This window comes from Bradyrhizobium sp. LB8.2 (genome assembly GCF_040548035.1).
Classification (GTDB): domain Bacteria; phylum Pseudomonadota; class Alphaproteobacteria; order Rhizobiales; family Xanthobacteraceae; genus Bradyrhizobium.
In genome coordinates, this window is sequence record NZ_JBEPQV010000047.1 from 1 (window position 1) to 20154 (window position 20154).

Genomic DNA, 20154 nt, shown 5'->3' on the forward strand with positions numbered 1-20154 from the left:
AGCACCGCATTCTGCACCGACTGGCCCGCCAGCTCGGCCAGCGAATCGTCCCCAATCCAGCCGCCGTCGTCTGACAGACGTGTTCATGGAGAGGAGCAACTTCCTCATCTCAGCGCGTCGAACCTGAACGCGTCCCCATCTCGCTTGATGTGCCCGGCCGAAAAATGCCCGCCGATCACCAGCGTCGGGGTATTGGCAAAGCGGCCGAACAATTCGCGGCGCGTCACCGCCGATTGGCCCTGATCGGAATCCGCGGTCGAGGACCAGCCGAGATGCGCCATCTGGCAGGGATGATGGGCGACGTCACCCGTCAACAGTCCTTGCTCACCGTCCGACTGGATCAAAATGCTCATATGTCCGGGGCTGTGGCCCGGGGTCGGGATCACTATGATCTCGTCGCTTAGCCGGTGGTCGCCCGGGATTAACTCGGCCTGGCCGGCATCGACGATCGGCTTCACGGAATCGCCAAATACGGCCTGCTTGTCGGGCTCGGTGGAGTGGTCGCGCCAATGCTCATATTCAGTCTTGCCGAAGACATAGCGCGCCTTGGGGAAGGTCGGCATCCATTTGCCGTCGACCAGTTTCGTATTCCACCCGACGTGATCGACATGAAGATGTGTGCACAGCACGGTGTCGATGCTCTCGGGCGGAAAGCCCGCCTCAATCATCGTCTCCAGGAATGGCGCGGTGCGGTGGTTCCAGGTCGGGACGTTGCGGCCCTGCTTGTCGTTGCCAAGGCCGGTGTCGACCACGATGCGGCGCGTCGGCGTCTCCACCACCAGCGAATGGATCGACATTTTCAGCCGGCCCTCTTCGGTGGCGAAATGCGGGATCAGCCAGGGCAGCTTCTGGATTTCCGCATTGCTCGCCAAGGGCAGAATGAAGCGGGTCGAGCCGACCGTCTCCAATGCCACGATCTTGGTGATTTTGACCCTGCCGACTTTCCACTGCATCCGGCGCATCCTGACGTTCTTGCTTTGGCACGGAACATGCGCAGTTTCGCCGTCAGGCGCAATGGATCATCTGACGTGATGCGGCGTTATCGCGGGAACCCAGGGAAAGCCAAAGGGCCAGCCATGCCAGAGCCAGACATGCCAGAGCTTGCAATCTCCGCCGAGAAGGTCGCCTTCATCATCGAAAAGGCGCGCGAATTCGACGTCAAGGAAGGAAATTCCGATCCGGATTCCGGCTCGAACGCGACGGATGACGATGCGGTCGACATCCTCGAGGATGACGGCTCCGATCCGGTCGTCAACGAACTCGGAAGTTTCATCGTCGCCCTGAACGAGGACGAGCAGATCGATCTCGTCACGCTGACCTGGCTGGGCCGCGGCGACGGCACGATCGACGACTGGAACGATCTGCGCGCACGCGCCGTGCAGGCGCGCGCCGAGTATCACAGCCCCCGGCGCGAAACGGCGCATTATCTGCTCGGTGAGCCGATGCTGGGCGATCTGCTTGCCGACGGGCTCGACGAATTCGGCATCGACTGGACCGACGGAACCCCAGTCGCCGATTCCTCCAGTTCGAGCCAGCGGGACGAAGACGAGCCCACCAAGCAACAGCGGTGATCCTGGCCGATACTAGCGCGCGCAGTCGACGACCACGGTGCCGAGCTTGTCGCCTTTCTCGACGGCGACATGGGCCTGCGCCGTCTCCGACAACGCAAATTGCGCCGCGACGTTGTGAATTCGCGGCCCCGCCGCCAGCCATTTCGAGATGTCGGCCTGCGCCGCCGCAAGCAACGCCGGCGGCAGCGCGAACAAGACGAGCGAGCGGAGCGTGATGCACTTCTCCATCAGCTCTCGCATCGGCACAGTCGGCGTGCGGTTGCCGTTCGTGGCGTAGACCGCGATTGTCGAATTGATTGCCATCAACTTCAGGGTCGTCGCGATGTTGCCGCCGAAATCGACATCGACCACGTGGTCGACCCCGCGTTCGCCGGTGAAGGCCATCGCCTTGGCAACGACATCTTCGTCCCTGTAATTGACCACGAGATCGGCACCGGCTTGTCGCGCCTGCTCGCCCTTCATCGCCGAGCTGACGGTCGCGATCACCTGCGCGCCGCCCCATTTCGCGAGTTGCACCGCGTAATGCCCTACTGCACCCGCGCCGCCGGTGACCAGCACGGACTTGCCGACGATCGGTCCGTCCGCAAACAGGGAGCACCACGCTGTCATTGCGGGAATGCCCAGCGTCGCGCCTTCCGCAAAAGAGAGATCGTCCGGCAGCGGCGTCACCAGATGCTCAGCAAGCGCGATATGTTCGGCCGCCGTGCCAAAGGCGCGGCCGTTGCGCTGGCCGTTGAACAGCCAGACCCTGTCGCCGATCTTGAACCGCGTCGCGCCATCGCCGATCTGGTCGATAAATCCCGCGCCATCGCTGTTCGGAATGACACGCGAAAATTCCTTCGCGCGATAGCTGCCGCCGCGCCGGCCGACATCGGCCGGGTTGACGCCAGAGGCTTCCAGGCGAATACGAACTTCGCCTGGGCCTGCGACCGGCGTCGTCATCTCACCATAGGTGAGGACGTCCGCCGCCGGTCCTGTCTCTTCGTACCAGACTGCCCTCACAGCGTTCCCGGGAAGGCACCGCCGTCGAGCAAAAGGTTCTGGCCGGTGATGAAGCCGGCCCTGCTGCCGCACAGGAATGCGCAGGCGTAGCCGAACTCGTCGGGATCGCCGAAGCGGCCCGCGGGATTGAGCTTGGCGCGCTCCGCCAGAACCTGGTCCGGCGTGATGCCGCGCTTCTCGGATTCCCCCTTCGCGGTGCTGCGCAGGCGGTCGGTCTCGAACGGGCCCGGCAACAGGCCGTTGATGGTGACGTTGTTGATCACGGTCTTGCGCGACAGGCCGGCGATGAAGCCGGTGAGGCCGGCGCGCGCGCCGTTGGAGAGACCGAGAATGTCGATCGGCGCCTTCACCGCGGCCGAGGTGATGTTGACGATGCGGCCGAACCTGCGCGCCATCATGCCGTCGACCGTCGACTTGATCAGCTCGATCGGGGTCAGCATGTTGGCGTCGATCGCCTTGATCCAGTCGTCGCGGGTCCAGTTGCGGAAATCGCCGGGCGGCGGTCCGCCGGCATTGTTGATCAGGATGTCGGGCTCGGGGCAGGCCTTGAGCACGGCCTCGCGGCCGGCCGGCGTCGTGATGTCGCCGACGATCTCGGTGACAGTCACATCAGGACAGGCCTTGCGGATGTCGTCGGCCGTCTTTTTCAAAGCTTCGGCGCCGCGCGCGGTCAGTGTGACGTGAACGCCGGCTTCCGCCAGCGAGATGGCGCAGGCGCGTCCGAGGCCTTTGCTGGATGCGCAGACGATGGCGCGGCGACCTTTGATCCCAAGATCCACTGTTTCACTCCCGTAACGTCATGCAGGTTTTTAGAGCCGCTATTCTAGCCAACCTTGGCGCCGCTGATAAGGGACGGGCTCGCATCAAAATGCATGCAGTCCTGCGCGGCGATGCAAATGCGCCTGATCAGATGCGCCGTTCCTGCTTGAGACGGTCGATCGCGGAGGTCGCCTCCGGCGGCAGCGACTTGAAGCCCATCTGCCCCGCGGCCGAGAACAGCGGCCGTAGATGCGAGCCGGCGAGAAAGGGCGGCTGGCGGTTGGCCGGCACGATCTGGTCGAACACCAGCACCAGCGTGGTGGCGACGAGGCCGACCCTGATGGCGCCGAGCGCGGCGCCGCCGAGCCGGTCGCCGATGCCCGCCTCGCGTATCGTGTCGCTCAGCGCCAGCCGGCCGAGATATCCAAACAGCATGCCGACCACCACGAAGATGCCGAAGAACCAGATCCAGTTCTGAAGCAGCGGCGAATTCGGATTGCCCGCGACCTGCGGGACGATCAGCGGCATCAGCGCGACGGCGATGGGGGCGGCGACGAGATAGGCGAGGATCGTCATGGCGCTGCCGAGCAGGCCAGTCCTGAAACCGAAGCCGATCGCGATTGCGAGCGCAGCATAGACGGCGAGATCGAAACTGTTCATGCGCGGGACCCTGCCATGGAACGAATGAACGCAGAACCGATCATTCCGGTTTCAGATCGTTAAAATCGTCTGTATTGGTGGCTGCAAAGCTCAGGGATCGCGCCCCAAGAAAACGTCAAGGAACTCGTCATGTCAGACCTATTCGACGTTAGTCGAGAAACCATCCTCGTGACAGGCGCGAGCCAGGGCCTGGGGCGGCAATTTGCCCGGGTGCTGGCAGCGCATGGCGCGGCCGTCGCGCTCGCGGCGCGGCAGACCGACAAGCTGAAGAGCCTGGAAGAAGAGATCCGCGGCAAGGGCGGCCGTGCCGCCGCCGTCGCGCTCGACGTCACCGACACCGCCTCGATCGCCAGGGCCGTCGACGCCACGGAAGCCGCGCTCGGCCCGGTCACGGTGCTGATCAACAATGCCGGCATCGCCATCGAAAAGCTCGCGACCGAGCAGACCGAGGCCGATTGGGACGCGGTGATCGGCGCCAATCTCAAGGGCGCCTATTTCCTTGCGACCGAAATCGCGCGGCGGATGATCGCGCGCAAGCAGGAAGGCAACATCGTCAACATCGCCTCCGTGCTCGGCACCGGCGTTTTGAAGGCGGTGTCGCCTTACGCGATTTCCAAGGCCGGCATCATCCAGGCGACCAAGGCGATGGCGCTGGAGCTTGCGGGGCAAAACATCCGCATCAACGCGCTGGCGCCCGGCTATATCGACACCGAGATGAACCACGCGTTCTGGTCGACGCCGCCAGGCGAGCGCCTGACCAAGCGCATCCCCCAGCGCCGCATCGGTGCCGAGTCCGATCTCGACGGCGCGATTTTGCTGCTGGCCTCGAAGGCCTCGCGGTACATGACGGGCAGCGTGGTGACGGTGGACGGCGGGTTCTTGTTGAATTGAAGAGCTGCCGCGTACTCCGCCCTCATCCTGAGGAGCCGCGTAGCGGCGTCTCGAAGGATGAAGATGAGTGCGGGGTGCGTCCTTCGAGACGCGCGCAATCGCGCGCTCCTCAGGACGAGGTCGGAGCAAGTGGCTGCCGTAGCTCGGCGCAGCTTCAATTCTACCGCATCTCCGCCCTGATCATGTCCGCCGCCTTTTCCCCGATCATGATTGTCGGCGCATTGGTGTTGCCGCCGATCAGCGTCGGCATGATCGAGGCGTCGACGACGCGCAGACCCTCGACGCCATGCACCTTCAATGCCGGATCGACCACGGCCATCGCATCCGTCCCCATCCTGCAGGTGCCGACGGGGTGATAGACGGTGTCGACGCGCTCGCGCAGGATGGTGCGGATGTCGTCGTCCGTTCTCACGTCAGACGTGAACATGTCCTTCTTCTGCAACGCGCGCATCGCGGGCGTCTCCATCAGCCGTCGCGTGGTCTTGAAGCCCGCGACCATCGTATCGAGATCCTCCGCCTCACCCAAAAAATTCGGATCGATCATCGGCGCTGCCAGCGGATCGGCGCTTTTCAGCCAGACGCTGCCACGGCTCTTCGGTCGCAACAGGCAGACATGGCATGAGAAGCCCGCCTCCTTGTGCTTCTTGCGGCCATGGTCGTCGAGCATCGCGATGATGAAGTGCAGCTGGATGTCGGGCACATCGAGGTCGGCTCGGGTCTTCAGGAAGCCGCCACACTCGGCGAAATTGGTGGTCATCAGGCCGCGCCGCTCCCGGCGGTATTGCTGGATGGCGCGGAGCAAGGATGGCAGCCGGCTGATCGATGAGTGGACGAAGTGCGGATAGTCGGAGGCGTAAACGAACACGAAGTCCGGATGATCCTGCAGATTGCGTCCTACGCCCGGCAAATGATGCACGACGCCGATACCGTGCGCTCGAAGCGCCTCGCCATCGCCTATGCCCGACAGCATCAGCAACTGCGGCGACTGGAAGGCGCCGGCGGCGAGGATCACCTCGCGGCGGGCGCGCAGCTGCTTTGTCTGCTTGCCCTGTATATATTCGATGCCGACCGCGCGCCCGCCCTCGAACAGGATGCGCGTGGCATGCGCCTGCGTCTCGACACGCAGATTCGCGCGCTTGTCCATGTGGGGATGCACATAGGCGCGTGCTGCGCTCCAGCGCTCGCCATTATGCTGCGTCACCTGGTAGCTGCCGAGCCCTTCGTGGTCGTCTTCATTGAAGTCCTCGCGGATGCGGAACTGCGCCTCGCGGGCGGCCTGATGGAAGACGTCATGGATCGGATTGTCCGAGCGCAGCCTATTGACATGTAGCGGGCCGCCCTTGCCATGATACGCGCCGTCGAAATCGGTGTTGTTCTCCGAGCGCTTGAAATAGGGCAGCACGTCCGCGTACGACCAGCCGGCATTGCCGAGCGAGGCCCAGTGGTCGTAGTCCCATTTGTTGCCGCGGATGTAGACCATGGCGTTCATCGCCGACGAACCGCCGAGCCCCTTGCCGCGCGGTTGATAGCCGATACGGCCGTTCAATCCCTTCTGCGGCACGGTATCGAAGGCCCAGTTCGCTGCCTTGTATGGCAAAGCGAGCCCGAACGGCGTGGTGATCCGCCAATTGTCGTTCGGACCGCCGGCGTCGAGCAGCGCCACGGATGTCCCCGCATCCTCCGACAGCCGCCCCGCCACCGCGCAACCGCCGGAGCCCGCGCCCACGACGACGAAATCGAATGTGTCGCTCACTGATGTTTTCCCCCTGCGTATTTTCTTCTCGTCATTGCGAGCGAAGCGAAGCAATCCAGAATCCCTCCATGGTGACAGTCTGGATTGCTTCGTCGCTACGCTCCTCGCAATGACGGTGCTTGTGGTCGCTACGACATGAACCGCATCATCTTCTCCAGCCGCGCGATCTTGCCGCCATAGGGCGGATAGAGGTCGGCGAGGCGGTTGAATTTCGAGCGATAGAACACCGGCTTCAGCTTGCTGAACGTGCGAAAGCCCCATTCGCCGTGATAGGCGCCGGTGCCGGATGCGCCGACGCCGCCCATCGGCTGGTTGATTTGCGCGAAGTGAAACAGGCAGTCGTTGATCGTGACTCCGCCGGAGACGGTGCGCGCCAGCACCTCGTCGCGGGCAATGCGGTCCTTGCCGAACCAGTACAGCGCCAGCGGCCGGTCGCGGGCGTTGACGAAGGCGATGGCGTCGGCCGGTTCGCGATAGCCGAGCACCGGCAGCACCGGGCCGAAAATCTCCTCCTGCATCGCCGCCATGTCTTCGGTCGCGCCGACGATCAGCGTCGGCGGGAATTTGCGGTGCGCTTTCCAGTTGGGATCGTCGGCCTTCGCCGGCTGCGAAATCTTTGCGCCGCGGCTTGCCGCATCGGCGACGAGATTTTCCAGCCGCGCATAATGCCGGTCGGAGATCACGGAGGTGTAGTCCTTGTTGGCGGGATCGGTGCCGAACATGCGCCGCATCTGCGCCCGCACTTTTTCGGCGAAGGCCTGCAACGAGCGCTCGGGCACCAGCACATAATCCGGCGCGATGCAGGTCTGCCCGGCATTGAGCAGCTTGCCGTAGGCGATGCGCTCGGCCGCCTCTTCGAGATCGGCGGAGGCGTCGATGATCGCGGGCGATTTGCCGCCGAGCTCGAGCGTGACGGGTGTCAGATTGCGTCCCGCGGCCTCCGCGACCAGCCGCCCGACCCGGGTCGAGCCGGTGAACACGAGATGGTCGAACGGCAGGTATGCGAAGGCCTTTGCGACCTCGTCCTCGATGCCGGTGACGAGCACTTCCGCGGCATCGAATTTTTGCGCGATCGTCTCCTTCAGCAGGCCTGCGAAGCGCGGCACCAGCTCGCTCGGCTTGATGATGACACGGTTGCCGGCGGCGAGCGCGCCGATCGCAGGCGCGAGCGTCAGTTGGAGCGGATAATTCCAGGGCGCGATGATGCCGACAACGCCGAGCGGCTGCGGCATCAGCCGGTTGCGCGCGGGCAAAAATTGCAGCGCGGTGGCGATGCGCTGCGGCGCCATCCAGCTCTTCAGATGCTTGGTGGCATGCCGGATCTCGGAGAACACCATCATCGTTTCGGCGATGGTGGTCTCGACCGCCGAGCGGTGGCCGAAATCGGCCGAGATCGCCTGCCGGAAGCGCTCCTCGTTGTCGGCGACCACGGCACGCAGCCGCGCCAGCCGGTCGAGCCGCCCGGCAAGGTCAGGCGCCGGCTCGGCCCGCGACCGCGCGACCATGGCATGGAAGGCGTCCTCCAGCGCTCGAAGCGGCGCGCTCGGCAGGGATTTGTCCAAGGATTTGTCCAAGGATCGGTCCAAGGCGTTCTCCCTCTTAAGTGGCGTTGGCCCCTTGGTTTTGTTGCCGCAAGCTGGCCCTTTGTGGAACTTCTGGCAAGACTTGGCTTTTTGGCGGGTTTTGACCTGTCATAAAGTCGAAAAAATCGTCCCGCAGCCCTTTCCAAAGGCACCCCGGGTTGGTACATACCGCCCGCACCCAACGGGCTTTGCCCGGGGTCGCCTTCCAAGGAAGCCTTTGGGACGGACGAAGCAAGCCACGCGAGCAGCGTCGGCCCTTCATCCACCGTCCCGGCATTTCGCGAAGGCAAAGCAACGGTTAACGCGGGGTGGAGCAGCCCGGTAGCTCGTCAGGCTCATAACCTGAAGGTCATAGGTTCAAATCCTATCCCCGCAACCAGTACACCCCTAGACTCTAGGGGATCGGCCGCCGCCCTCTCAGAAATCCTGAGTAGGGCGGCGAGTTGGCCGTAAATCTCGATCTCCACAGGCTTGTAGGGTCCGCGTGGATGAATGACGACCTTCTCAACAATCTCCCGAATGGCCTCATTGGCCTCCAAGCGGCTGTCCTCGTCGGACTCGGCCAGAGCCTTTTTCAGGTTCCGTACCTTGTCGCCGTAGGCGTTCGCCGCGTTCGGATGAAATACGACCGCTGGCGGGGCGACGGCGGCAATCTCCGCCTCGATTTCGTCGCGCTCAGCCTCAAGGGCGGCTAGTCGGTCGCGCAAGGCACGGCTTGGCGTTTCGGCCAACAGAACGTCCACGGCTTTTGAGATAGCACCGTTGACGTTGCCCAGCCGCTTTTCGAGATCACGGTGCCGGTGAGCTGTTGAGCTGTGCAGTTCGCGGGTCATACGATGATACTCGCGGACGTATTCTGCGATCAGGTCGGGCGAGGCCAGGTTTTCCTCAATTCCCCTCAACACCAGCGCCTCGATTGCCTCTCGCGCGACGGTGCGCCTGTTGTCGCAAAGGCCGGTTTCCTTCATGCGGGTGCAGACCAGCAGCGAGCCGCGCTTGTCCCAGCCGCCAACGACGTAGCCAGCCCCGCAGCAGCCGCATTTGACCAGACCGGAAAGCAGGTTCTTTGGCCGCGTGGCGTACACGCCTTTGGGGCCGCCGCGATCCTCTCGCCGGGCCTGGACCTTGGCCCAGCTCTCGGCATCAACGATGCGCAGGTGTTCCGCATCGGCCGTCATCCATTGCTCGCGCGGATTTTCGCGGCTGATACGTTTGCCGGTCTCGGGGTCCTTGATGAAGGTCTGCCTGTTCCAGATAATCCGGCCGACGTACAGTTCATTTTGCAGGATGCCGTTCAATCGCTTGCGGCTGCCCGCGATGGTTGACGCATTCCAGACGCCGCCGCGCGGTCCCGGCACACCCTTCTTGTTCAAGGCTGCGGCGATGTTCCGTGGCGAATTGGCCCCAAGGTAATCGGCGAAGATTTGGCGAACTGTCGCCGCCTCTGCCTCATCAATCTCAAGCTCGCCGGGCTTTCCAGGTATCGCCCGATAACCGTAGCTGCGCCCGCCGTTGTGGCGGCCATCGCGCACAACGCCCGCCTGTCCGCGCCGGGTTTTCTGGGCGAGGTCCTTGAGATAGAGCGAGCCAAGCAGTCCCTTCACGCCGATATGAATGTCACCCGCAATACCGTCCTGGGCGGTGCGGATTTCAACGCCCGCGAACTGAAGGCGCTTGTGAATACCAGCCAGATCCTCTTGGTCTCGCGAAATGCGGTCCAGCGCCTCGGCAACCACAACCTTGAACTTGCCGGCCTTGGCGTCGCGCATCAGCCGCTGCCAGCCGAGCCGGTTCAACGTGCTTGCGCCGGATATCGCGCGATCGTCGTAGACAGCAGTGACGATCAATCCTTCCCGTTCACAGATGGTGCGGCAGAGCGCGACCTGGTCCTCAATGGACCGATCGGTTTGCTTGTCGGAGCTAAACCTTGCGTAGATCGCCGCTTTCATTGTCGCTGCTCGCGTCCGGTGGGCGGTGTTGCAGGTTATAATCCGCGATAGCGGCAGCGCGAGCAAGAGCACGAACGAATCGCAGCAATGCGTCGTTGGCGGTGCTTTCGGCCCGCGGCGCTGCCTCATTATCCGCGCCCTCGATTGGCGCGGATCGACCTTTGAGGCGGCAAAGCTTATCCGGCCCGCGACCAGCCATGCTGATCACTCCCATCACAGCGCAAATGCCACGCCTTCCCGACCACGGCCCGAGACATCGGCGCCATGGCATGCGCGCCCATGTTGCGACGGGCGGCATCCGCTAGGGAAAGATCAAGTAGCGGGATGTTCAGCGGCTACGGTTGGGGTTGCTGCTGAGACGGGCTAGGTCGATTTTGGAAGCTTTTGCTGGCCTGGGATAATGGTGATTTACACCGGGTGGCCAATAATGATTTTAAAGCGCTTCTGTGGAGCCCTGAGCGTGGAAACTGTAGCGCGAGCGGCTGATTTTTTCAAGATCGATTATCAAATAACCGACTCAGCACTGGCTTTGGTAGTGGTGAGACTCCCCTTCTCTTCGGTCTATCAACTTGCACGGCGTTGGCTGGAGTTTCGGCGCGGGCGCAACCGGCCACTTCATTGGGCCGGTTTGCGCCACGCGCAGCGTAGAGCGCGGAAGAAGGATATTCTAAGGATAAAGGATCCCCCTCAAGTTTCGATTCAATACAGTCACTTAACCTGGAAACGGGTGGTGTATGCGTCAGCGAAAGGTGGTGTATGCGTCAGCGCCGGGTGGTGTATGTGTCAGCGAGCGGTGGTGTATGCGTCAGCGGCGGGTGGTCCATAGGTCAGCGACCGGGTACCGGGTGGCGTATACGTCAGCGCGTTGCGCCGCTAACGAGTAACGGCCGCCAAACGCGTAAAGATCGCTCTTCGGCTTTGCCGACGATCTCAATGCGATATTCAAGCAATTGGCCGCCACAGGCCTCGACGGCTTTCTTGAGATCGCGGTTGAAATACTTTTGTTCGGCTCGCGACTGGAAGCGCTGCGCCAGCTCGACAAGCGAGATCGTATAGGCATTGCCGTCTTTAGGCACCTTCAGGGAAAGCAGCCGGTACAATGCGCGATGCATGGGTTGGGCCAGGATGAGATAATCGCGGCTGAATGTGCGCAGCATCGGCACGGCGCGTTCGACGATACCTTGGTAAATCCAGTCAGGGATTTCGATGGAAAGACGCGCAGCTTTGCCTTCGTTCGTTTGCGCCAGCACATCGACCCGCCCCGTCAGGTGAAAGACGCCCCCGCGATACCGGCTTTTCCGGAGTGAATCGATGGTTACGGTCGTGCTCGCGAGCCGTCGCAGGCCGTCCACGATATCATCGCTGGCATGGCCGCCCCACTTGGCCCGCTTGAACTTCACCACTTCGCTAATGCTGACCTCAAACGTATGCGGCGGCATGACCGGCGGCTTCACCTCAAGACCGGCTCGCCTGTCCGCTTCATAGCGCTCAACAGCGGCCTTGTATTGATTGGCCATGTCGGCGAGCCAACTCTGCATCATCAGCACGAGATCATAATCCTCGGACGTTGGCAGCTTCTCGCCCTCTGCGGCCTTGACGCGGAGTGTGAGGCCTTGCGGTGAGGTGTAAACCAGTTCACGGCGGGTTTCGTTACGGCTGTTGAGTGTGAAAGGCGTCATCTCCATGAGGTGGACATCGTCCTTGAGAGCAACTTCCGACAGCTCGGGAATGAAAAAGTCGCGCTGGGCATCGTCAGGGGCGACCGCCCGCAGGATTTTCTCAATGGGCGTTACGTCCGCTGGCCGCTCCTGCCCGCGCTCGACAACAGAGACGGAAACCGGCTTGCCAGCAACATCGGACGCCACCGACTTTATGGCGTCCGCTAGGCTTTGAGTGATGAAATGCGCCGCGAATTTCGTTCCAACCGATACGGTGAGCTTGTCGTCGCTCAGCTCAATGGTAGCGCCCCGCAGCCATTCGGAGTAAGTCTCCGCGCCAAGCTGAGCCTTGAGGCGTTCAGCTATCAGTTGACCCGGGTCTGTCGTCGTATTCACGTCTAATCGTATTTACGATTTCAGGCTTCGTCGGGGAATTCCGCTTCCAGCAAGCGCCGGATTTCATCGGCCATGATCTTGCCGCGTCGGGCGCATGCCATTTTTACCCGCACATGCAGTTCGACCGGCACATCGATCGTGAATCGCTTCATGACGACTGGTGCAGGAGAAATCGCCACGCCTTCAATCTTGGTTGCTTTCAAATGCGGTTCGACGCCTTCCCCCACCCAAGCGTCGGCCGCTTGCGATTTGGGCGCGGGCATCTTGAACGCGACTGTCTTGTTCATGCTGCTGCTTTCTTGATGTTAAAATCCGAGAGGCTGCGCGCGAGGCGGGTGATTTCCTTCGCGGCCTCGCTACCGGGTTCGGCCTCGACAACGGCCAGACCGCGGGCCGCGCTTTCCGCGTAGACCACCCGCTGGCTAAGCGCTCGGTCGCAAACCGGCAGCTCGAAATTCGCCAGCGCCTTGGTGACGTCGCGGCCAATCGCCGTATTTACGATTTTGCGATTAATCACAAATACGGCCCGCAAATTCGGCTTGAACTGCTGGGCTTCCTTGATGAGCTGCACCGTGTCGGCCGAGGCCCAGACGTCATAAGGCGATGGCTGCACCGGAACCACGACCAGGTCGCTGGCCATGATCGCGGCGCGGCCCAACTCGCTTACGCGTGGCGATCCATCAATGATCACCATGTCGTAGTCGCTTGCGATGCCCGGCATGTCCTTGTGGAGTGTCGGCTTCGGCATCCCGACCACCGCGAACAACGGCTTGCCTTCTCGCGCCGACGACCAGGCGAGCGAACTGCCTTGCGGATCGGCATCGACCAGCAGCACACGCTGGCCAGCCTTGGCGTAAACCGCAGCCAGGTTGACGGCGATGGTGGTCTTACCCACGCCGCCCTTTTGATTCAGCACGCCAATGATCATGAGTTTTGCAATCGTCCTTACGACTGCACGATGACACGATTTTACGATTTTGCAGTAGGGATGCCGAAGAAGCAGGCAACAAGTGTGGCGGGGTTGTCGCAACGTCGTATTCACGACTTTACGGATTCACGATTTTGGTGCTGGCGATGGCTTGCAGACCGGCAGTGACGTGTCCGGCCCGTCGCACAATCGCATTTGCGATTGCACGATTTTACGCGAAACCTACTTCCCGGCAATTGTCGGAGCCCAGGAAATCTCTGGCTCCCATACGTCGGCTTGGTAACCGTCGAGCAGAGTGGCGGTTCGCCGCGTCCAAACCAACGCCAGGCCTTCTAGCTTGCACCACTTCTCCAGGTCGGAGGCTGCAGGCGTGCCTTTCACGTCCAAGCTGTCGGGCATTTTCACGCGCAGGCCTGTGAGGCCGTGCTTGGCAGCCTCATAGATCATCATGCGAATATTGTGGGTGTTGAGTTCAACCGTCGCGCGTTTCTCGCGGGCCAGGAACGATTCCTTTTGCAGCTCGGGCAACAGCTTTTTGACCGGCGCCTTCATCACGCGCGACCCTTCGCCGCGAAACGGCCGCCCAGGTAGGTATCGGTTATCTGCAGGCGGTTATGACCCAGCTCATTGCTGATTTGCATCCGCGCCCGATAATCGCGCGCGCGTTCGCCACGGTTCAGGCGCTCGTAAGTGGCGCCACCAGCGGCGGGGGAGGAGCGTCCGGTCAGCACACGATAACGCCATTGCGCGTACCAGTGCCGGTGGCCGTGCATATTGTGGATGCCCGCGCGCCAGGTAGCGTGCTCGACTTCCTTGCGAAATTCAATGTAGCTCTTGTTTTGCGGAATGATTGCGCCGCTGCCGCAGATTTCGCGCACCTCATCGAGCAGTGCCCGCTGGCGATCATGCGTCAGCGTGACCTCACGCGCCCGGCCACCCTTGCACCAGCTCGCTTGCAAAGCGATGCGGTCGCCGCGATCGGCTTGGCCGACGCGGAATTTCAAACTTTCTTCAAGCCGCAGGCCGAACGCCATCTGCAGGCGCAGTGCGAGTTGCATGCGGTCGGGAAGGGCGCTCATCTTCTGGCCCATTGTGGTGTGGGCCTTGCTGCCCTTGAAACCCTCACGTAGCGGAATGCCCACGCTGGCGTTGTCGCGAGGCAACACGCTGGCCTTGCGGACGCTTTGCGCCCACCAGCGCACCCAGCCCATGCGGTTCTTGAGCGTGCCAGGTGTCAACCGCGCCGCCTTCCAGTGCGCGACCAAGGCCTCAACGTGTTTTGGTTTAAGGGAAGCTGCACCGGGGAGGGCATAGCCAAGCCCGCGCAGATCCCGCGCGATCGCTTGCAGTCCCCGGTGTCGTTGCGTTCGTGTCAGGTGCGACCCTTCGGCCTTGAGAGTGAGATTCTTCAGGTCATAGGCCAGCGCGTCCACGTCGTTCAGCTTTCTTGTTTTTGTTTAGTGATTATGACCGCCCCGTGCGCCGTAGCTGCACGCGGCCCGCCGTCGCCGGCAGGATGGTCAGGTTACTCTGCATGATCAGTGCTGTTTCTCCTTCCGCTCAGTCTGCAATCGGTTCGTACCGGGAGCGCGCTGGATTCCTTCAGTATCGCGCATACGCTGCCTCATTTTTTCCGTTCCGTTCATCGCTTACCTCTTTCAGGTTTGCCGCCGACATTGCCCGTGGGGTTGTACATAACGGCCGTTGTGCCGGGTTGCGCCCGGCTCGCTTTGATGACGTGCATCAGGTCTTATTCTTGTTATTCAAATGGTCGTGGCCCGGAGGCCGGTTGTGTCCCTCTTCCCCGGCCCAATGGCCCGGCGGCGTGTTACCGGAACAGTCCCGTTCAAGACTGTTCGACCCCCTTTGGCACTCGTCAGCACTCGATCCTGACAGGCCCCTGACACCCCTGTAGAAAGAATTGTTTGTGGCTGATTTCCGCGCTTTTGGTCGCGGGCGCTGAGCTTGCGATGCGCCGCCGTCACTACCGAGGGCAAGTCGGTAGTGACGGCGGCGTTAGCCGCTGTTGCCGCCATGTCGGCATCGGGGAGGGCTCCCCAAACCCTTCCTGAGGCCGCTTAGGGCTGCGCCTTCCAGCGGCCAGTAGAGAGCTTGCGCCGCTCTCCGCACCTCTGGCGTTCAAGCCTAATCGTTAGGGCAGGGGATAATCAGTAAACCGGAGTTGAGGGGCGTGCCGGTGCCCGTCGGGCTCTAGGCTTCGCCCGGAGCCGTGCAGATCCCGCCAGCGGGAAGCCACGTCTCCGCCATTCGGTAACGATCCTTCACGCAAAAGGATAATGAACCGCTCGCCGGAGGCACTCGGGTCCCGCGTCCGCCTGCGGCTATCGTTATCACTGCCGCTCCTGCGGGTGCCTTCTTAACCGGTCTCGCGGTTGCACTCGATCCAGCATCCGCCTTCGGCTATCGCTATCACTGATGCTGTGCCGGGTGCATATCCCGGCTCCGCGTTGCTTCGCTGTTTGATAGCAAAGAGCCACACCGCCCCAACCGCATCAAGGCCAAGCCCTGCGGGCGCTACGCGGCCTTGACCCGGTCGTGCCGGTGAGGCGAGGGGCCTTCCATCGTTTAAGCCGGAATCCGGCTTAAGCCGATAGGCCACACACCTGACGCCGCAATAGGCGGCTCCCAAGACAATACAATTACTTGGCGCTAGGGTTTGCCCATGCGCTCGCTTGTGCTCGCAGTGGTGTTCGGTCTTGTGGCCAGCACTGCTGTCGCCCAGGACTGGGGCAAGTTCGCGACGATTTCCAGCACAATGGGTGTGAGTGCCAGCCGGTTATGCCTAGGTGATGCATCACGCGGTGACATCGGCTGCCCTTCTTATGCGCCCTACGTGAATAGCTCGGGATTTGTGGGCATCGGCACAACGGCGGCCAGTTCTACCCTTTACGTCAGCGGCACCGGCTGGGTTGGCAACACGTCATCCAGCATCAACCTGCAAGACGACCTCTACCTTGGTCACTCCTACTCCTATGGCTATTCGCCGAATCTGAGCATTCAGACGATGGGCACCACTTGGGCGACCACGAATTTCCAAGGGGACCTGGGGCAAGGGCAGTTTTACTTCTCCCGCAACTCCGGGGGCAACACCGTACTCATGATGGGTTTGAGGTCCGCCGATTACATGGGAACGGTCTTCAACCTCTATCCCGTCAGCGCCACGATGACCAGCGCTACCACTGTTAGTGGCACGCCGTATGCTGCCATTAACCAGTCGGGCACCAGCTACATCAGTACCTCGGGCATCCTTATCGGCCCCAACGCAGCCTCACGGAGCGCAGCGACAGCGCTTGAAGTGAATGGCACCATCAGCGCCACCAATTTTGTCGGGAATGGCAGCGGGCTCACGGGAATTGCAGGCGCGAGCGCTGACCGCATTGTCAGCGGCACCACGTCGATGCTGGCCATCAGCAACACGGGTTATGTGTCGCTGACGCAAAGTGGCGTCAACACCGGCTGGTTCGATCCCGCCCGTGGCCTGGTGACAATTGGTGTGAGCAGCACCGGGCCGATCAGCGGGACGGACGGATATTTCAGCGGCAACGTTGGAATTGGTATGCCCGTTTCCACCAACTACGGCCTGCAGGTGAGCGGTACCGCGGGGTTGTGGGCCCAGGGAAACAATCCTTCCGCAGTTGTCAGGACGCCGGGGGCAACATCAGGACTGAAGACCAGTTTTTATGCGGGCCGGGGTGCGGTTGCCGCGGTGTTCACCGCCAATCCATCTAACTCGGGCGCATCGACCGAAGTTACCATCGCGGGTGGCACATCAACCGGGAACTCTTACCTCTCGTTCGATAAAGCCTCGCCGACCACTGTCAATGCGCCGGGCAGCATTGGCTACGATTTGGCCAACAACGCGATGGCTCTCAATGTCAATTCGTCGAATGCGATCACTATCGTTAGCAGTGGCTTTGTGGGGATTGGTACCAACCAGCCCAGCACCACGCTCCATGTGATGGGTGGAGCTATCCTCGCCAAGCCTAATTCGCCGCTGTACTACCAGAATGACCTTGGGGTTGGGCAAATCAACAATGCCAATACTCCTAACTTCTACCTTCAGAGCATTGGCAGCAGCTCCTATGCGTATATGCGGCTGGCGGCGCAACGGTTTGGCGCCACCTACGATATAGACCGTGCCGACTCCAATATTCACGGCAACGCCAATCTGATGCGCGTTAGCGGCGCCACGTTTGCTTCAACCACATTCGCGCTCTATCCCACAGGAGCCAGCATCACCAGCGCCAGCGTCATCGTCTCAAGCCCCTACGTGGCATTGAACGAAGGTGCAAACAGTTACTACAACGGGAACGGTAACCTGGGTGTAGGTACAACATCGCCAAACGCCAAGCTCGAAGTGTCCGGCACTATTAGCGCCACGAATTTCGTCGGCAACGGCTCGGGGCTTACCGGCATAGCCTCGACGGGTGACCGCATCGTTAGTGGCAGCGTCAACATGGTCGCCGAACAGACCAGCGGCACCGTGCGGGTGAGCGGCACGCTGGCGATGGTGAACACCGGCAATGAGGTTTGCAATGCGGCGACGTGGTACAGCTTCCGCGTCAACCCGAACACCGGCATGATGCAGATGTGCAGGCCGTAAACGCCAGGGTGTTGGACCTCGCCAAGTAGCCCGAAATGCCTCGATTTTGGAACGTTTCGGGCACTTTTGAGGCCATTGCAACCGATAGGCCGACTGACTATCTCAGTTGCATCGGGAGCCATCAGAGCTCAGCCTTCCCCGGCAAAGAACCAAAGCCCGAATTAACGGGATCGACCGCCGACTTTAACCCGCACTGCGGGTGATGGTCGATTGCGCGTCATTCACCACCACCCCTGTGCCAACCATAGAGGTAGTGAAGTGAATCAGTTCATCCAACGTATGTTCAAGGCCGCCGCCGCCCGCAATGGCGGCGTTGTTCGCCGCAGTCGGGCGAGCGTTAAGAAGCACGCGTCCTTTCGTCAACTGAAGGCTGCTGTCACGAAACGTGGCTTCCATCTGCTGCGCAGCGGCGGCCAGTACATTGTCATTTGCAACAAGGGTGACTGCAAACTGCTGGCCTAATGCCTGGCCCTCGCCTGGCATGAGAAATCGTGCCGGGCGGGACAGACCAGCCACAAATAAGTTACCGATCACAGGCGCCGCTGATTTGACTTTCCGCTTAGGGCCTCTTTCTTTTCGCCGGATCTATTTCTTGAGCTTCGCCATCGTCTTTTTGAAACGCTCTTGCTGTTCCTGCAGAGTGAAGACCACGATTTCCATGTTTCGTTCAGCACTTTTCTTTTGAACAGGCGTTTTGGCTTTGTCTGCCAGCTTTTTGAACCGAGCATATCGCTTCTGTGCCGCCGCGATAACGCGTTCGTTTGATTCCTTGAACTTGCGGATAGCGATGTCGATGGCATCTACCATAGGGTTGCTCCATAAGAAGCCCTCGATAGGGCCCTTATTCTGTGTTGAGGTTGGGCGAGGAGTCGCGTGAATCCCTTCATCCTCACAGACGGCCGCCTTCTAAGCAACGAGCGCGGATGGAAATAAATGCCGGAGGTGAACTAGCGCGGCCGATTTTTAGGTGATTATTGGTAGGCCTCGAAGCGAGAGGTTCACATGATTCAAGTCAACGTTCTTAGATTCCTGATCGAAAAAGGGCCGGGGCGTTCAGAGATTGACCTGGCGAGGGCGATCCACGGCGACAAGGCTTATCAACAACAGGTCAACTCGGACATTCGTATGCTGGTTGATAGCGGTCAAGTTGAGCGGCGCGGGGATGGCGGCGTGAATGATCCATACAGGTACTATTCAAAATAAATACCTCCGAAGAGGATGTGGGGCAGGGGATCTTGACGCAAAGCTGCGCGCGTTCCGCTCGTGTTGCATAAGTCAAAATATATGCAACAGGGGTAGGCATGAACGTCCGCAACGGCTTTGACCGTTGCGTAAGTCTGTTGCAAATTACAGGCAGTGAAATACGGCTATGCCCGCGTGTCGACCTCCGAGCAGGATCATGCCGGGCAAGTTGACGCGCTAAAGGCAGCGGGCGCCGTCAAGGTCTTCAGTGAAAAGATAAGCGGGGTGAGGGCGGATAGGCCGCAGCTAGCCCGTGCCATCGCGGCTCTAGACCAGGGCGACGTCCTGGCCGTGACGCGGATTGACCGCCTCGCGCGATCATCGCGCGACCTTCTCAATATCGTGCACGAGGTAGAGGCGAGGGGCTCAACGTTTGAATCATTGACCGAGCCATGGGCAAATACGAACTCACCGCAAGCCGCCGCCATGCTTACGATGCTTTCGGCTTTCGCCCAGCTCGAACGCGCATTTATCTTGGCCAGGACGAAGGAGGGCAGGGAGCGCGCACGACTTTTAGGCCGAAGCTTCGGGCCCAAGTTCAAGCTGAGCCAGCAGCAGATCGCGCACGCGCGGGATCTGCAAGGTGAAGGGCGTGGTCTGCGGGAGATTGGCGCGCTGCTTGGCTGCCATGCCTCTACCGTATCGCGCGCCCTGCAAATTGAAAAAGAAGAGGAGGAAATCGCATGACCGCAATCATGCTCACCCGCGTCGATGTTCGCCGCAACATGGCGCGGTATTACAAGCTGGACATTCAGCCAACGTTGTTTGGCGAATGCTCCCTTGTGCGAGAATGGGGGCGTATTGGGCGTGCTGGCACTGTCCGAATTGAAACCTATTCGTCCCGAGGCCAAGCCGACATAGCCATGATCTCGAAATGGGCGCGGAAGCGGAAGAAAGGTTATCAATAAAGGGAAGCGGCCTAGCTTCCAGTCGCGTAAGCGCATTTACGATTTCACGACTGCGCTAATGTTCCGAGCAACGGCGCAAGAGGTTCGGTGTAAATAAGGTCCGAACGTTGAGTCCTATCGGCTTCCAACATCGACCCCACACGTGATGAAAATTCCTCTGCACCCTGACCGATTGGCCAACTAACTAACTCTCTACTCTCCGAGATCGCCGGCGAATACGCGCTCATCTG

General features: G+C 61.1%; 20 protein-coding genes, 1 tRNA gene and 1 pseudogene. 8 read left to right on the top strand and 14 right to left on the bottom strand.

The features are described 5' to 3' along the window. Positions 1-104: 104 nt before the first annotated feature. Complete coding sequence (locus ABIB06_RS35835) at positions 105-953, bottom strand: MBL fold metallo-hydrolase (protein WP_354053347.1); 849 nt, start codon at positions 951-953, stop codon at positions 105-107. A 138-nt stretch (positions 954-1091) separates the two neighbouring features. Between ABIB06_RS35835 and ABIB06_RS35840 the strand changes: the two genes are divergently transcribed. Further along, positions 1092-1571 (top strand): DUF3775 domain-containing protein, encoded by a 480-nt coding sequence (locus ABIB06_RS35840; protein ID WP_354053346.1) that lies wholly within the window; start codon positions 1092-1094, stop codon positions 1569-1571. A gap of 12 nt (positions 1572-1583) precedes the next feature. On the opposite strand, the gene ABIB06_RS35845 is transcribed toward ABIB06_RS35840, so the two are convergent. From ABIB06_RS35845 to ABIB06_RS35855, 3 genes are all read right to left on the bottom strand, one after another. Beyond that, positions 1584-2573 carry an NADPH:quinone reductase gene (locus ABIB06_RS35845; RefSeq protein WP_354053345.1) on the bottom strand — a complete coding sequence of 330 codons (990 nt, stop codon included), beginning with the start codon at positions 2571-2573 and terminating at the stop codon, positions 1584-1586. Further along, positions 2570-3352 (bottom strand): SDR family oxidoreductase, encoded by a 783-nt coding sequence (locus ABIB06_RS35850; protein WP_247344108.1) that lies wholly within the window; start codon positions 3350-3352, stop codon positions 2570-2572. The genes ABIB06_RS35845 and ABIB06_RS35850 overlap by 4 nt, the downstream gene beginning before the upstream one ends. Positions 3353-3479: 127 nt before the next feature. After that, on the bottom strand, positions 3480-3992 hold the full coding sequence (locus tag ABIB06_RS35855) for a CvpA family protein (RefSeq protein WP_354053344.1): 513 nt from the start codon (positions 3990-3992) through the stop codon (positions 3480-3482). A gap of 129 nt (positions 3993-4121) precedes the next feature. Here ABIB06_RS35855 and ABIB06_RS35860 point away from each other — a divergent pair, with 129 nt between their 5' ends. Next, positions 4122-4883, top strand: a complete 762-nt coding sequence (locus ABIB06_RS35860) for an SDR family oxidoreductase (RefSeq protein ID WP_354053343.1) — start codon at positions 4122-4124, stop codon at positions 4881-4883. Between the two features lie 160 nt (positions 4884-5043). Here the strand turns inward: ABIB06_RS35860 and ABIB06_RS35865 are convergent, their stop codons facing one another. Together ABIB06_RS35865 and ABIB06_RS35870 are read right to left on the bottom strand one after the other, a co-directional pair. Next, complete coding sequence (locus ABIB06_RS35865) at positions 5044-6636, bottom strand: GMC family oxidoreductase (RefSeq protein WP_354053342.1); 1593 nt, start codon at positions 6634-6636, stop codon at positions 5044-5046. 128 nt (positions 6637-6764) lie between these two features. Then, entirely contained in the window at positions 6765-8198 is a 1434-nt protein-coding gene (locus ABIB06_RS35870) for a coniferyl aldehyde dehydrogenase (RefSeq protein WP_354053348.1), read from the bottom strand. Between the two features lie 323 nt (positions 8199-8521). On the opposite strand from ABIB06_RS35870, the gene ABIB06_RS35875 reads away from it, so the two are divergent. Both ABIB06_RS35875 and ABIB06_RS35880 read left to right on the top strand, forming a co-directional pair. Continuing rightward, positions 8522-8598, top strand: a tRNA-Met gene (locus ABIB06_RS35875). Between the two features lie 109 nt (positions 8599-8707). Continuing rightward, a complete protein-coding gene (locus tag ABIB06_RS35880; protein ID WP_354070098.1) occupies positions 8708-8914 on the top strand; it encodes a hypothetical protein in 207 nt (68 codons plus the stop codon). Positions 8915-9169: 255 nt separating this feature from the next. On the opposite strand, the pseudogene ABIB06_RS35885 reads toward ABIB06_RS35880, so the two are convergent. The 6 genes and pseudogenes from ABIB06_RS35885 to ABIB06_RS35910 all read right to left on the bottom strand — a co-directional run. After that, a pseudogene (locus ABIB06_RS35885) lies at positions 9170-10297 on the bottom strand (recombinase family protein); the annotation flags it as partial. Positions 10298-11025: 728 nt separating this feature from the next. Next, positions 11026-12222: a replication initiator protein A gene (locus ABIB06_RS35890; protein WP_354070100.1), complete on the bottom strand. Its 1197-nt coding sequence runs from the start codon at positions 12220-12222 to the stop codon at positions 11026-11028. A 20-nt stretch (positions 12223-12242) separates the two neighbouring features. Next, a complete protein-coding gene (locus ABIB06_RS35895; RefSeq protein ID WP_354070102.1) occupies positions 12243-12509 on the bottom strand; it encodes a plasmid partition protein ParG in 267 nt (88 codons plus the stop codon). Next, entirely contained in the window at positions 12506-13150 is a 645-nt protein-coding gene (gene parA, locus ABIB06_RS35900; RefSeq protein WP_354070104.1) for a ParA family partition ATPase, read from the bottom strand. Before parA ends, ABIB06_RS35895 begins: the two co-directional genes overlap by 4 nt. Before the next feature lie 222 nt (positions 13151-13372). After that, a complete protein-coding gene (locus tag ABIB06_RS35905) occupies positions 13373-13702 on the bottom strand; it encodes a hypothetical protein (RefSeq protein WP_354070106.1) in 330 nt (109 codons plus the stop codon). Beyond that, entirely contained in the window at positions 13702-14583 is an 882-nt protein-coding gene (locus ABIB06_RS35910) for a phage integrase N-terminal domain-containing protein (protein ID WP_354070109.1), read from the bottom strand. The genes ABIB06_RS35905 and ABIB06_RS35910 overlap by 1 nt, the downstream gene beginning before the upstream one ends. A gap of 1250 nt (positions 14584-15833) precedes the next feature. Between ABIB06_RS35910 and ABIB06_RS35915 the strand changes: the two genes are divergently transcribed. Next, on the top strand, positions 15834-17774 hold the full coding sequence (locus tag ABIB06_RS35915) for a hypothetical protein (protein WP_354070111.1): 1941 nt from the start codon (positions 15834-15836) through the stop codon (positions 17772-17774). A 183-nt stretch (positions 17775-17957) separates the two neighbouring features. Here the strand turns inward: ABIB06_RS35915 and ABIB06_RS35920 are convergent, their stop codons facing one another. Both ABIB06_RS35920 and ABIB06_RS35925 read right to left on the bottom strand, forming a co-directional pair. Then, entirely contained in the window at positions 17958-18257 is a 300-nt protein-coding gene (locus ABIB06_RS35920) for a hypothetical protein (RefSeq protein WP_354070113.1), read from the bottom strand. Positions 18258-18359: 102 nt separating this feature from the next. Continuing rightward, the gene (locus tag ABIB06_RS35925; RefSeq protein ID WP_354070115.1) at positions 18360-18581 is read right to left on the bottom strand and encodes a hypothetical protein; all 222 of its coding nucleotides are present in this window, start codon (positions 18579-18581) and stop codon (positions 18360-18362) included. 195 nt (positions 18582-18776) lie between these two features. On the opposite strand from ABIB06_RS35925, the gene ABIB06_RS35930 reads away from it, so the two are divergent. The 3 genes from ABIB06_RS35930 to ABIB06_RS35940 all read left to right on the top strand — a co-directional run bounded on the left by ABIB06_RS35930 (position 18777) and on the right by ABIB06_RS35940 (position 19924). Next, positions 18777-18977, top strand: a complete 201-nt coding sequence (locus tag ABIB06_RS35930; protein ID WP_354070117.1) for a hypothetical protein — start codon at positions 18777-18779, stop codon at positions 18975-18977. Positions 18978-19130: 153 nt separating this feature from the next. After that, positions 19131-19703, top strand: a complete 573-nt coding sequence (locus ABIB06_RS35935; RefSeq protein WP_354070119.1) for a recombinase family protein — start codon at positions 19131-19133, stop codon at positions 19701-19703. Next, a complete protein-coding gene (locus ABIB06_RS35940; RefSeq protein WP_354070121.1) occupies positions 19700-19924 on the top strand; it encodes a WGR domain-containing protein in 225 nt (74 codons plus the stop codon). Before ABIB06_RS35935 ends, ABIB06_RS35940 begins: the two co-directional genes overlap by 4 nt. Positions 19925-20154 lie beyond the last annotated feature (230 nt).

Bases quoted from the DNA above. Each gene is read 5' to 3' on its own strand.
- ABIB06_RS35835 (WP_354053347.1), bottom strand. From the start codon at position 953: ATGCAGTGGAAAGTCGGCAGGGTCAAAATCACCAAGATCGTGGCATTG.
- ABIB06_RS35840 (WP_354053346.1), top strand. From the start codon at position 1,092: ATGCCAGAGCTTGCAATCTCCGCCGAGAAGGTCGCCTTCATCATCGAA.
- ABIB06_RS35855 (WP_354053344.1), bottom strand. From the start codon at position 3,992: ATGAACAGTTTCGATCTCGCCGTCTATGCTGCGCTCGCAATCGCGATC.
- ABIB06_RS35860 (WP_354053343.1), top strand. From the start codon at position 4,122: ATGTCAGACCTATTCGACGTTAGTCGAGAAACCATCCTCGTGACAGGC.
- ABIB06_RS35880 (WP_354070098.1), top strand. From the start codon at position 8,708: ATGAATGACGACCTTCTCAACAATCTCCCGAATGGCCTCATTGGCCTC.
- ABIB06_RS35895 (WP_354070102.1), bottom strand. From the start codon at position 12,509: ATGAACAAGACAGTCGCGTTCAAGATGCCCGCGCCCAAATCGCAAGCG.
- parA (WP_354070104.1), bottom strand. From the start codon at position 13,150: ATGATCATTGGCGTGCTGAATCAAAAGGGCGGCGTGGGTAAGACCACC.
- ABIB06_RS35905 (WP_354070106.1), bottom strand. From the start codon at position 13,702: ATGAAGGCGCCGGTCAAAAAGCTGTTGCCCGAGCTGCAAAAGGAATCG.
- ABIB06_RS35915 (WP_354070111.1), top strand. From the start codon at position 15,834: ATGCGCTCGCTTGTGCTCGCAGTGGTGTTCGGTCTTGTGGCCAGCACT.
- ABIB06_RS35920 (WP_354070113.1), bottom strand. From the start codon at position 18,257: ATGCCAGGCGAGGGCCAGGCATTAGGCCAGCAGTTTGCAGTCACCCTT.
- ABIB06_RS35925 (WP_354070115.1), bottom strand. From the start codon at position 18,581: ATGGTAGATGCCATCGACATCGCTATCCGCAAGTTCAAGGAATCAAAC.
- ABIB06_RS35930 (WP_354070117.1), top strand. From the start codon at position 18,777: ATGATTCAAGTCAACGTTCTTAGATTCCTGATCGAAAAAGGGCCGGGG.
- ABIB06_RS35940 (WP_354070121.1), top strand. From the start codon at position 19,700: ATGACCGCAATCATGCTCACCCGCGTCGATGTTCGCCGCAACATGGCG.